General features: G+C 60.1%; 14 protein-coding genes. 8 read left to right on the forward strand and 6 right to left on the reverse strand.

Annotation, left to right across the window (positions count from 1 at the left end; all coding sequences use genetic code 11):
• Nucleotides 1-1,925 (forward strand): efflux RND transporter permease subunit (locus ADK28_RS20280; protein WP_048796508.1); only part of this gene is annotated, 1,925 nt, incomplete at its 5' end.
• 126 nt (nt 1,926-2,051) lie between these two features.
• Here the strand turns inward: ADK28_RS20280 and ypfM are convergent.
• The gene (gene ypfM, locus ADK28_RS33330; RefSeq protein WP_100396732.1) at nt 2,052-2,111 is read right to left on the reverse strand and encodes a protein YpfM; all 60 of its coding nucleotides are present in this window, start codon (nt 2,109-2,111) and stop codon (nt 2,052-2,054) included.
• A gap of 216 nt (nt 2,112-2,327) precedes the next feature.
• Between ypfM and ADK28_RS20285 the strand changes: the two genes are divergently transcribed.
• Both ADK28_RS20285 and ADK28_RS20290 read left to right on the forward strand, forming a co-directional pair.
• Nucleotides 2,328-2,807 (forward strand): tetratricopeptide repeat protein, encoded by a 480-nt coding sequence (locus ADK28_RS20285; RefSeq protein ID WP_033639680.1) that lies wholly within the window; start codon nt 2,328-2,330, stop codon nt 2,805-2,807.
• Between the two features lie 9 nt (nt 2,808-2,816).
• Nucleotides 2,817-3,248 carry a GNAT family N-acetyltransferase gene (locus tag ADK28_RS20290; protein WP_048796509.1) on the forward strand — a complete coding sequence of 144 codons (432 nt, stop codon included), beginning with the start codon at nt 2,817-2,819 and terminating at the stop codon, nt 3,246-3,248.
• Between the two features lie 7 nt (nt 3,249-3,255).
• On the opposite strand, the gene ADK28_RS20295 is transcribed toward ADK28_RS20290, so the two are convergent.
• Complete coding sequence (locus ADK28_RS20295) at nt 3,256-3,681, reverse strand: GNAT family N-acetyltransferase (RefSeq protein WP_004941737.1); 426 nt, start codon at nt 3,679-3,681, stop codon at nt 3,256-3,258.
• A 531-nt stretch (nt 3,682-4,212) separates the two neighbouring features.
• On the opposite strand from ADK28_RS20295, the gene ADK28_RS20300 reads away from it, so the two are divergent.
• The 5 genes from ADK28_RS20300 (at nt 4,213) to ADK28_RS20320 (ending at nt 7,386) form a co-directional block, all read left to right on the forward strand.
• Nucleotides 4,213-4,764 (forward strand): LuxR C-terminal-related transcriptional regulator, encoded by a 552-nt coding sequence (locus ADK28_RS20300; protein WP_033639677.1) that lies wholly within the window; start codon nt 4,213-4,215, stop codon nt 4,762-4,764.
• A 252-nt stretch (nt 4,765-5,016) separates the two neighbouring features.
• On the forward strand, nt 5,017-5,403 hold the full coding sequence (locus ADK28_RS20305; protein WP_048796510.1) for an ArsC family reductase: 387 nt from the start codon (nt 5,017-5,019) through the stop codon (nt 5,401-5,403).
• Nucleotides 5,400-6,527 (forward strand): succinyl-diaminopimelate desuccinylase, encoded by a 1,128-nt coding sequence (gene dapE / locus ADK28_RS20310; protein WP_016926745.1) that lies wholly within the window; start codon nt 5,400-5,402, stop codon nt 6,525-6,527. Before ADK28_RS20305 ends, dapE begins: the two co-directional genes overlap by 4 nt.
• Nucleotides 6,524-7,198, forward strand: a complete 675-nt coding sequence (locus ADK28_RS20315) for a M15 family metallopeptidase (protein ID WP_048796511.1) — start codon at nt 6,524-6,526, stop codon at nt 7,196-7,198. The genes dapE and ADK28_RS20315 overlap by 4 nt, the downstream gene beginning before the upstream one ends.
• Nucleotides 7,199-7,200: 2 nt before the next feature.
• Complete coding sequence (locus ADK28_RS20320; protein WP_004941720.1) at nt 7,201-7,386, forward strand: YpfN family protein; 186 nt, start codon at nt 7,201-7,203, stop codon at nt 7,384-7,386.
• Nucleotides 7,387-7,416: 30 nt separating this feature from the next.
• Here the strand turns inward: ADK28_RS20320 and ypfH are convergent, their stop codons facing one another.
• From ypfH to purC, 4 genes are all read right to left on the reverse strand, one after another.
• Nucleotides 7,417-8,106, reverse strand: coding sequence for an esterase (ypfH, locus tag ADK28_RS20325; protein ID WP_033639673.1), 690 nt, complete (start codon nt 8,104-8,106; stop codon nt 7,417-7,419).
• 120 nt (nt 8,107-8,226) lie between these two features.
• Entirely contained in the window at nt 8,227-10,239 is a 2,013-nt protein-coding gene (locus ADK28_RS20330; protein WP_048796512.1) for a tRNA(Met) cytidine acetyltransferase TmcA, read from the reverse strand.
• 56 nt (nt 10,240-10,295) lie between these two features.
• On the reverse strand, nt 10,296-11,165 hold the full coding sequence (locus tag ADK28_RS20335; protein ID WP_048325299.1) for a KPN_02809 family neutral zinc metallopeptidase: 870 nt from the start codon (nt 11,163-11,165) through the stop codon (nt 10,296-10,298).
• A 209-nt stretch (nt 11,166-11,374) separates the two neighbouring features.
• On the reverse strand, nt 11,375-11,997 hold a 623-nt coding region (gene purC, locus ADK28_RS20340), incomplete at its 5' end, for a phosphoribosylaminoimidazolesuccinocarboxamide synthase (protein ID WP_048796513.1).

The following is an 11,997-nucleotide window of genomic DNA, read 5'->3' on the forward strand; positions in this document are numbered from 1 at the left end:
TGGTGGACGACGCCATCGTGGTGGTGGAGAACGTTGAGCGCGTGATGAGCGAGGAAGGCCTGCCGCCGCGTGAAGCCACGCGCAAATCCATGGGGCAGATCCAGAGCGCGCTGGTCGGCATCGCCCTGGTGCTGTCGGCGGTGTTCGTGCCGATGGCGTTCTTCGGCGGCACCACCGGCGCCATCTATCGCCAGTTCTCCATCACCATCGTCTCCGCCATGGTGCTGTCGGTGCTGGTGGCGATGATCCTGACCCCGGCCCTGTGCGCCACGCTGCTCAAACCGATCGCCAAAGGGCACCATCACGGCAAGCGCGGCTTCTTCGGCTGGTTCAACCGCATGTTCAACCGCAACGCCGAACGCTATGAGCGCGGCGTGGGGCGCATTCTGCACGCCAGCGGCCGCTACATGGTGATTTATCTGCTGTTGCTCGGCGGCATGGCGCTGCTGTTCATCAAGCTGCCGACCTCGTTCCTGCCGCAGGAAGACCGCGGCATCTTCACCGTGCAGGTGCAACTGCCGGCGGGCTCGACCCTGCAGCAAACCTCCAAAGTGGTGGAAAAGGTCGAGCGGTACTTCCTCACCGAAGAGAAACAGGACGTATTGTCGGTGTTCGCCATCATCGGCTCCGGGCCCGGCGGCAACGGCCAAAACGTGGCGCGCCTGTTCGTGCGGCTGAAAGACTGGGACCTGCGCACCTCGGGCGCCAACAGCTCGTTCGACATCATCGATCGCGCCACGCTGGCATTCAACAAGATTAACGAAGCCCGGGTGATCGCCAGCAGCCCGCCGGCGATCACCGGTCTCGGCAACTCCTCCGGCTTCGACATGGAGTTGGAAGACCACGCCGGGCTCGGCCACGCCAAACTGATGGCGGCGCGCGATCAATTGCTGCAGCTGGCCGGGCAAAATCCGCTGCTGTCGCGCGTGCGCCACAACGGCCTGGACGACAGCCCGCAGCTGCAAATCGATATCGATCAGCGCAAGGCTCAGGCACTGGGCGTATCGATCGACGACATCAACAATACCCTCTCCACCGCCTGGGGCTCGACCTACGTCAACGACTTCGTCGACCGCGGGCGGGTGAAAAAAGTCTACGTGCAGGCCGCGGCGCCGTTCCGCATGCTGCCGGATGACATCAATAAATGGTATGTGCGCAACAGCGCGGGCGGCATGGTGCCGTTCTCGGCCTTCGCCACCTCGCACTGGGAGTACGGCTCGCCGCGGCTGGAGCGCTATAACGGCAGTTCGGCGCTGGAGATCGTCGGCGAGGCGGCCAACGGCGTCAGCACCGGCACCGCCATGGCGGAAATGGAAAAACTGGTCAGCCAACTGCCGACCGGTTTCGGGCTGGAATGGACGGCGATGTCCTATCAGGAACGGCTGTCCGGCTCGCAGGCGCCGGCGCTGTACGCCATTTCGCTGCTGGTGGTGTTCCTGTGCCTGGCGGCGCTGTACGAGAGCTGGTCGATACCGTTCTCGGTGATGCTGGTGGTGCCGCTGGGGGTGATCGGCGCGGTCGCCGCCACCTGGCTGCGCGGTCTGGAGAACGACGTCTATTTCCAGGTTGGCCTGTTGACCATCATTGGGCTGTCGGCGAAAAACGCCATTCTGATCGTCGAGTTCGCCAATGAGCTGAACCATAAAGGCCAAGATCTGATGTCGGCGACGCTCGACGCGTCCCGTATGCGCCTGCGGCCGATCCTGATGACCTCGCTGGCGTTCATCTTCGGCGTGCTGCCGATGGCCACCAGCAGCGGCGCCGGTTCCGGCAGCCAGCATGCGGTCGGCACCGGGGTGATGGGCGGCATGATCTCCGCCACCCTGCTGGCGATTTTCTTCGTGCCGCTGTTCTTCGTGCTGGTACGGCGCCGCTTCCCGGGTAAAGCGCATCCGGCAGGCAGTACGCCGGCCAGCGGGGACTGATCCGCGGAATATAAAAAAAGCAGCGTCGGGTTACCGATGCTGCTTTATTTCGAACGAAAATCTCGTTCCCAAGGCGTTTCAGTGACGTTCCAATGACTCAACCTTGCCATCTGCTTCAACGCTGTGTCAGTTGCCCAACATCTCATCAATGAAGTCTTTCCAGTTTCCTAATTCACGATCAACCATAATACTTTACAACCTCAATTATTTGACGAAGCGGATTCTACGCCTGTTTTTTGACCATGTGAAGGGAAACGGGAACGATGCCGGGCCCGGAAACCGGGCTTAGCGCACATTTTCGTATTTATCTGATCAATGTTTAGTGCCGCTATTCCCTTGTGATATCAATTTCTCCGCGGTAGCGTGTAAAAGGTATAAAAATACGCCAATGGAGCGTCGATCATGCCCAGCTCTTTGTCTCTCTCGCAGTTGAAAACGCAGGGCCGCTATCAGGAGGCGACCGCGCTGGCGCTCAGGCAACTGACGGCAGAGCCGGAAGCGGCGATGTTGCACTTTCAGCTGGCCTGCCTGTATGACGTACAGGGCCTGGAGCAACAGGCCATTCCCTGCTACCTCGCGGCGTTGGCTCGCGATTTGCCGCCCGCCCAGCGCCGCGAGGCCTGGCTGGGTCTCGGCAGCACCTACCGCGCCCTGGGAGAATATTCGGCGTCGCTACGGGCTTTCGACGACGGCCTGGCCGAGTTCCCGCAGGCCAACGAGCTGATGCTGTTTCGCGCCATGGCGCTGTACAACCTGGGTGAAAATAAACGGGCCGTGACCGATCTGTTGCTGCTGCTGGCGGACACCTCGTCAGACCCCGACATCCGCAGTTATCAACGCGCCATTCGGCACTATGCCGCCGATCTCAGTCTTATCGGTTAGAGGAAAACGATGGAAATTATCACCGATCCGAGCCGCCGCGCCATCGACTGGCAGCGGCTGTGTGAATTGCTGGAGGCCGCCGGGCTGGGCAAGCGCGATCCGCACACCGTGCGGCGCGTTTACCAACACAGCCAGTTTTGCTATTGGGGGTTTATCGGCGACGAATTGATCGCCACTGCACATGCCATCAGCGATCTGACATCGGTCGCCTACCTGGCGGACGTGGCGATCGATCCGCGCTTTCAGGGACAAGGACTGGGGCGCAGGTTGATGGATCGGGTGATGCAAGATCTGGCGCCGCTCGGCAAGATTTTCATCTATTCGGTGCCGGAAAAGCTGGCCTTCTATAAAAAGTACGGCTTTCACGATTTGACCACCGGCATGGTGTATGCGGACGGCGCTGCGCTGAAGCGCCTGCAACAAGGAGGCTACGTGCGTTAAACGCGCATCACAAGGTTTTGCTCATAAAGATACGGCGGGTTCCCGGCGGCAAGCAAGGCACTTCACCCATACGCTGCCAGCCATGCCGTTGATAAAAATCCGGCGCCTGAAAGCTGATGGTGTACAACACGGCGGAAAGGCAACCGCGCCGGCGGCCTTCCTGCTCGAAACGGCGCAACAGTTCGCTGCCCAACCCCGCGCCGCGCAGCGCTTCCGGCAGATAAAAGAGCTCGAGAAACAGCAGCCCTAACGATGAGCGTCCGGTAATCCCTCCCAGAACTTCCCCACTGTCGGGATCTCTTACCACCACCGCCAGCGGCAGACGATCGCCGTAGCCGATATGTTGATCATTAAAACGATCCAATCCCTCCGCGATACAGGACGTTATTTCCTGCGTTACCCGCTCGGAAATTTCGATATGACATTTTTTCACGTCGGCTCTCCGTATCAATCATCCACGTTCACACTCTGATTACAGCTTAAAACATCGCATTTTCTTTGTTTAGAATTATCTTTCTCTCAATTTCAACGTTAATATTTTCATGACTTCAGCGCCGACTTTATTGACGTTCAAAATAAGGCCACTCATCGTGACAAAACCAAGAAAAATCTTAATTATTAATCCGTTAAGCTAAAACAGCCACCACTTAATGATCGTCAAAACCGATCGTTTACCATATTTTGATAGCCTTAATCTATGTTAATTCCTTTTAATTACCGCGGTATTAATAGAAGATGTCTATTCTATTAACCTTACCTTGCTTAAAAATTTGGTTGAAAAAAAGATTTACTCTTTATAAATCATGCTAGTATATAACCTTCCCTTCAAAGCTGGCGCCCAGATAACGCTCATTCGTTTGCGACGCAAGAAAAGTTCAACATGAAATTATTTAGATTATTTCTTTTTTTATGTTTTAAGATAGCCATCCTCACCGGGAAATAAAAAGTAAAGGATTATAATAAAATGGAAATTGATATTTTCAGCGAGTGCGCCTATACCACCGTCGGCATCCGACAACTCATTAACCAAACCTGGGCGGAAAAACGCGCGCCGGCCGGCTTTAGCCGCAAAAGGGTCTGCTTTATCGATGTCACTATCGCCAACTTTGAAGCGCGTTACCGCGATGAATATGCCAACCCCAATACCTACAAAATAATCATTATCACCGACTGCCTGCATGAGATGGTGATTGTCGACAATAAGACCATTATATTATCAAACCTTATATCATTGAGCCGCTTCAGCCACCTGATCGGCGACTTATATAAGCGTTACAGTCACTATACCGAGCCGCCGCAACTCTCTCAGCGCGAATCGCATTTTCTCTCGGAGTGGTCGACGGGAAAATCGCTGGCCGATATCAGCAATGCCATGAATATCAGAAATAAAACCGCCAATCATTACAAATCACGAATCATGAAAAAACTCGGCGCCAGCAGGATAAAACCGCTGTTGCATATTACCCGCGTGCGTTGCTTGACCGAGCGTTTAAACATAAGAATCAATAAAGAGTAGTTCTCCCTCCCCGCTCCGCATTGGCGGCAGAACGCGTTCGCCGGCGTCTTTTAAGCGCACCGCCGGCGAAGGTCGCCGTTTCATCAGTTTGCCAACCTCTCACCCTGGCGCCCAATCGTGTCTCGCGCGCATCGTTGTCTGGATCTCGCCGCCGCTTTACTGGCATTATCTCTGCTATCGCCGGGCGGCGAGAAGGCCTAAGACCGCGCCCGCCGCTCAGTATCGACTCGACGAGACAGGTAGCTTTACGCCATGGCAAACAAACCGCAACAAACAACGCTGACGATGTACGGCATCAAAAACTGCGACACCATCAAAAAAGCCCGCCGCTGGCTGGAAGATCGGGACGTGGCCTATCATTTTCACGACTACCGCGCCGACGGCCTGACCGAACAGCAACTGCGCGGTTTCGTCGCGCAACTGGGTTGGGAGCCGCTGCTCAATACCCGCGGCACCACCTGGCGCAAGCTGGATGAAGCGCAGCGCAACGCCTGTGATAACGCCGACGCCGCCATCGCGCTGATGCTGGCGCAGCCGGCGATCATTAAACGTCCGCTGCTGGACGACGGCAACGGCCACGCCCTGCTCGGTTTTAACGCCGACGCTTACCAACAATTTATCGCCGAGGTTGCCGTATGACTTGCCCGGTTATCGAACTGGCCCAGCAGTTGATCAAGCGCCCTTCCCTCAGCCCGAATGACGAAGGCTGCCAGCAGCTGATGATCGACCGTTTGCAGGCGATCGGCTTCACCGTCGAAGCAATGGACTTCGAAGACACCCAAAACTTCTGGGCCTGGCGCGGCGAAGGGCAAACCCTGGCGTTCGCCGGGCACACCGACGTGGTGCCGACCGGCGATGAAACACGCTGGGAAAACCCGCCGTTTGAACCGGCGATCCGCGACGGCATGCTGTATGGCCGTGGCGCGGCGGACATGAAAGGCTCATTGGCCGCGATGGTGGTGGCCGCGGAACGCTTTGTCGCCGCCAACCCGAATCACCGGGGCCGCCTGGCATTTCTGATCACTTCAGATGAAGAAGCCAGCGCCACTCACGGCACGGTTAAAGTGGTCGAAGCACTGATGGCGCGCAACGAGCGGCTGGATTACTGCCTGGTCGGCGAGCCGTCCAGCACCGAACGCGTCGGCGACGTGGTGAAAAACGGCCGTCGCGGCTCCATCACCGCCAACCTGCATATCCACGGCGTACAGGGGCACGTCGCCTATCCGCATTTGGCGGACAACCCAGTGCACCGCGCCATGCCGGCGCTGAATGAACTGGTGGCGATCGAATGGGATCGCGGCAACGAGTTCTTCCCGCCGACCAGCATGCAGATCGCCAACGTGCAGGCCGGCACCGGCAGCAACAACGTGATCCCGGGCGATCTCTACGTGCAGTTCAACTTCCGGTTCAGCACCGAACTGACCGACGCGATGATCAAGCAGCGCGTGGAAGAGCTGCTGGAACGCCATCAGTTGAATTACAGCATCGAATGGCGGCTGTCCGGTCAACCGTTCCTCACCTCGCGCGGCGCGCTGGTGGATGCGGTGGTCAACGCCGTCGAGCACTATTCTGAATTGACGCCGCAGCTGCTGACCACCGGCGGCACCTCCGACGGCCGCTTCATCGCGCAGATGGGCGCGCAGGTGGTGGAACTGGGGCCGGTCAACGCCACCATCCACAAGGTCAACGAATGTGTCAACGCCGCGGATCTGCAGTTGCTGAGCCGCATGTATCAACGCATCATGGAGCAATTGGTCGCATGATCAACGCAGAGATGCTCACCGGCCGCTCAACCGAACACCTGGCGCCGCTGAGCGGCAACCACCGCCTGCAGCCGCAGGCGGTCAACGCCTTCCTGGCGATGCAGCAGGCGGCGCGTGAGGCGGGATTCGATCTCCAGCCCGCCAGTACCTTCCGCGATTTCGACCGTCAGTTGGCGATTTGGAATGGCAAATTCTGCGGCCAGCGGCCAGTATTAGATAAGGACAGCCAACCGATCGACGTCGCGCCGCTGTCCGCCGCCGAGCGCTGTGAGGCGATCCTGCGCTGGTCAGCCTTGCCTGGCGCCAGCCGCCATCACTGGGGCAGCGATTTGGACGTGTACGATCCGTCGCTGTTGCCGGAAGGGCAAAAGCTGCAGCTGGAGCCGTGGGAATATGAAGAAGGCGGGTACTTTGCGCCACTCAACCAGTGGCTGACGGCGCATATGGCCGAGTTCGGTTTCTATCGCCCCTTTACCGAAGACAGCGGCGGCGTGGCGGTGGAGCCGTGGCATCTGAGCTACCGGCCGCTGGCGCAAGAGGCCGAACATTTGCTGACCCCGGCGCTGTTGCTGGCGGCCTGGCAAGACAAGGAGGTCGCCGGTGCCGAATGGCTCGAACGCCATCTGCCCTCGATTTTTTCGCGTTTTATACGCAGTGAAGGAAAGGAGTAGCTATGCAATGGTTAGCTGATTACTGGTGGATTATCCTGCTGGTTCTGGTGGGGATGGTCGTCAGCGGCATCAAGGAACTGCGCCGCGTCGACGTGAAAAGCTATCTGGCCAACAAGCCGGAGATACCGCCGCACCGCGACAACAATGCCCAGTGGGATGACGAAGACGACTGGCCGAAAAAGAAATGACATCAGGGCGCTCATCGGCGCCCTGAATTTTTAGCGAAAGGCGATCAGCTCGCCGCGCTTGCCGGACAAGGCTTCGTCCCAATAGCGCTGCGGCACATAATAATGCAGCCTTTCCAACGCGGCGTTCATCATGCCCTGGTTGATTGCGTGCCCGACGTTTTCCTCCACGTCCAGCGTGAAATCGGCGCCGTTGGCCCGCAACGCCTCCGCCGCCGCGTGAGCGTGTTGCACCGCGATCACCGCATCCTCTTCACCGTGGATCAAATGCACCACGCTGTCGCCGAAAGCCTGCTCAGGCAACTGGGCGAAACGCCCGCTGAACGCGACCACGCGCCCGGCCAGCCGGGTTTCCGCTTTTAACGCTTCCAGCGCCATGATCGCCCCCTGCGAGAACCCCACCAGCGCCGTGCCGGCATAGCCTACGCCGCTCAACTGCTGCCAATGGCGCACCACCGCCACAAACTGCGGCATCACGTCTGCGATGCGGGCCGCGCGGTTCTCTTCGGTCACGTCCTGCACTGAAAACCACTGGCGCCCGGCGCCGTTGCCAAACGCTTCGGGGCCACCGATGCTCACCACCTGGGCCTGAGGAAACTCTTTGGCGAAGTAACTGCCGATCTCCCCCATCGCCACCGGGTTGTCGCCGACACCGTGAAACAGCAAGATCAGCTGCGCCGCCGGGGTCGCCGGGCTTTGGACAACGAAATGCTCATGTTTCATCGATGACTCCTTAGTTGTAACCAGACCTGGTGCGGCGACAGTCGCCGCCGCACCGCTGACAGTGACTATACGCCATTGAGAAATCGGGAAAATCGGGTTTTATTGAGCGAGTTATTCAATTTATTGCAATGACTGCGCCCAGTCGCGCCAGTAGCGACAGTGCTGCGCATTCAGCTGTTCCAGCGCCTGCGCCGTTTCGTGCCGCCAGTAGCGCAGCAAGGCTTTCTGGCCGCTTACGCCCGACTGCTCCACGCAGGCCGCCGGGGATTGCCGCCGCTGCAGATGGCCGCGCAGCGCGGACAGCGGCAGACTGCTGGCCAACAGCAAACGCTGCAATGCCCCCAGGCTGGCCTCCAGCGGCCGATGGGCGAAAGCGAACCCGGCCAGCTCGCGCCAGTCCTCTTCGCCGAGCGACGTATCGCCGTCGTCGCCCGGGATCGCCAGCGTAAGCTCGATACGCTGCCGCAGCCAGGGCCAGTCACGCGCCAGGTGCTTGTGCGCCGCATGCCGCAGCGCCTCCCCTTGCTCGCTCAGGGGCAAGATAGCCATCGCGGTATAGCAGCCGCTGCTGGCCTCCGGCTTGCTGCCGATCCGCACCAGCTCGAAACCGCAGGATTGCCAAAAGCGCCACAGCGGCTCGGTATAGCCGAAGCTGACCGACAGGAAGTCCAGACCCTGAGCCTGGCAGCGTTGCCGCTCGACCAGCTGACGCGCGATACCCTGCCGCCGCAGCGTCGGCAGCGTCGCGATGCGGGTAATGCGCCGTGACCGCAGCGTCGGCGCCCACCACTGGCCACCATGCGCCGCCAGCGACTGCGCCACCAGGTTGCCGCGCGGTCGGCGGCGGCCGGCCCACACGTCGTGCGCCAACTCGGCGCTCAAGCCGCCTTCGTCCACCAGCCACACGGCGCCCACCACCTCCTGTTCGGCCTGCGCCAGCCCGAAATGCATGCCTGGCGCATCCATCAACCTGCGCAAATCCAGCGGCGAGGTGCGGTAATGCGCGCTGCTCAGCAGAGCATAGAAACGCGCCAGCCGCTGCGGATCGGCGCACAGTTCACGCTGCTCCGCATGGCTGTAATCGATCGCCTGGCCGTCCGCCGGCCAGGCGGGCAGCTCGTTGAACAACAGCGCATTGTCCGTTATCCGTTCCAGCGCATCCCCCTGCGCCCAGCGCATCGGCTGTTGCAGGCTCAACGCCTGATAGGACGGCAGCCCGGCGCAAAATTTCAGCAGAAAACCGCGGCCGGTGCCTTCATAGCCCTGCACCGTGGTGGTCAACAGCACGCGAGGAAAATAACCGATCAACTGCTGCAACAGCGGCGCGGGGATCGCCGCCGCCTCATCCACCAGCAGCCAGCCCACCTCACTGACGTCGCCTTCCCGGCACTGCGCCAACAAGGCATCGGGCGCCCAAAACTGCGCGCGCCCCTGCGCCCATTCCCCGGCCACCTCAGTAGCGGCGCGGCTCGGCCCGGTGATCCAGCAGGTCAGCGGCGACTGCGCCACCAGCATGCCGGCCAGCGTCGATTTGCCGCGGCCACGGGCGGCGGTCAGCACCCACACGCCGGACTCGGCCTGCAGCAGCGCCGTCAAGATCGCCTGTTGTTCCTCGGTCGGGCGGCCATCCGGCGGCTGCCACCCCTCACGCGCCGGCAGCGCGGCCAGCGTCAGGGGCTCATCTTGCCGCCAGATCGTCACTTCGCTGTCATCGGCCAGATGCTGCTGCAGATGATGAATGAAATGCGGCGTGGTGATCGGCTGCGGACAATCGCTCCAGCGCAGGCTGTCGCCATCCGGCAACTGAGGCCATTGCCGCCAGGGCGGCGTCAACAGCAGCAACCAACTGCCGGCGCGCAATGCGCCGCACAGCGCCGCCAACGCCTCCACGTCCAGCGACTGACCGGCGTCGAACACTGCGTGCAGCCGCTCCTGCCCCAGCAATTGGCGCACCGCGCGGCTCGGCAAAGCCGTCAGGCCGGGCGGCGGGTTTTCCCCCACCCACGGCCAGTCGCCCGGCAGCGTCGCCGCCAGCCGCTGCGCCTGTTCGCGGCACCAGTCAGGTTCACCGCTGAGCACCAGCAGGCGCCGGATGCCCTGCCGCCGCATGAGTTGTTGCGCTGCCTGTAACATAAGGCTGTATCTCAATCCGAAAAAAATGCCGGAGTCAGGCTCCGGCACTTGAGGCGTTAACGGGATGCAAAGGTGTTGCAGGTATTGGGATCGCCGCTGTCGAAGCCTTGTTTAAACCAGGTGTAGCGCTGCTGCGAGGTGCCGTGAGTGAAGCTGTCCGGCACAACGCGGCCCTGGCTCTGCTGCTGCAACCGATCGTCGCCAATCGCCTGCGCGGCGTTCAGCGCCGCCTGCAGGTCGCCCTCTTCCAGCATCTGCTGCTTCTCGGCGTATTTACCCCACACGCCGGCGAAGCAGTCCGCCTGCAGCTCCATTTTCACCGACAGGCGGTTCACTTCCGCCTGGCTGGCGCCTTGCTGCATCTGGCGCACCTTCGGCTCAATGCCCAACAGGTTCTGCACGTGGTGGCCGACTTCGTGCGCCACCACATAGGCCTGAGCGAAATCACCGCCGGCGCCCAGCTTGGTCTTCATGTCCTGATAGAAAGACAGATCGATATACACCGTTCTGTCGCCCGGGCAGTAGAACGGCCCCATCGCCGACTGACCGGTGCCGCAGCTGGTGCGCGTCACGCCGCGATACATCACCAGCTTCGGCGGTTGATAGGTTTTGCCCATGCGCTGGAAAATCTCTTTCCAGTTGTCCTCGGTCGAAGCCAGCACCACCGAGGTGAATTTGGCCAGCTCATCGTCTTTCGGACTGATGCTGGCGCTCTGTTGTTGACCCTGCGGCGCGACGTTACCGCCGTTCAACAGCGGCGACAGATCGATGCCGTAATAACCGGCCACCAGCACCACCACCAGAATGACGATGCCGCCCTTGCCGCCCACCGGCACGCGGAAACCGCCGCCACCGCCGCCCAAACCTGAAGACTGCCCGCGACGATCCTCAACATTGTCACTTTCCCGACGCCCTTGCCAACGCATAAATACACTCCAGATATTTCCCCTGCTCGTTGAAGTTGCGCCGCGATCGTAAGCGCAAAGGCAGCTTCAAGCCTGAGTGGGATAGGTTTTAGTCATCTCGCATCCATCATTATAAATGGTCTGCCGCGGAGGAAATGTAGAAATTTTCTGGAAAAACGCAGAATAGCGGGACGATCCGGCCGGATCGCCCCGAATGGCGGTGCCGACGCTTAGTCGAGTTTCACGCCGATGCGGCGCGCCACTTCTTCGTAGGCTTCGATCACGCCGCCCAGGCTTTGACGGAAACGGTCTTTGTCCATCTTGTCCAGGGTGTTTTTGTCCCACAGGCGGCTGCCGTCCGGCGAGAACTCATCGCCCAGCACCACTTCACCGTTGAACAGGCCGAACTCCAGTTTGAAGTCGACCAGGATCAGGCCGGCGTCATCGAACAGCTTGGTCAAGACCTCGTTGGCGCGGTAGCTCAGCTCGCGCATGCGCGCCAGATGTTCCTTGCTCACCCAGCCGAAGGTTTCGCAGTAGGATTCGTTCACCATCGGATCGTGCATGGCATCGTTTTTCAGGAACAGATCGAACAGCGGCGGGTTCAGCACCAGGCCTTCTTCGATGCCCAGACGCTTCACCAGCGAACCGGCGGCGCGGTTGCGGATCACGCACTCCACCGGCACCATGTCCAGCTTCTTCACCAGCACTTCGTTGTCGGACAGCAGACGCTCCATCTGGGTCGGGATGCCGGCTTCTTCCAGTTTGCTCATGATGAAATGGTTAAACTTGTTGTTCACCATGCCTTTGCGATCGAACTGCTCAATGCGCTGACCATCCAGTGCTGACGTAT

Source organism: Serratia sp. 506_PEND (genome assembly GCF_001076875.1).
Classification (GTDB): Bacteria; Pseudomonadota; Gammaproteobacteria; order Enterobacterales; family Enterobacteriaceae; genus Serratia; species Serratia marcescens.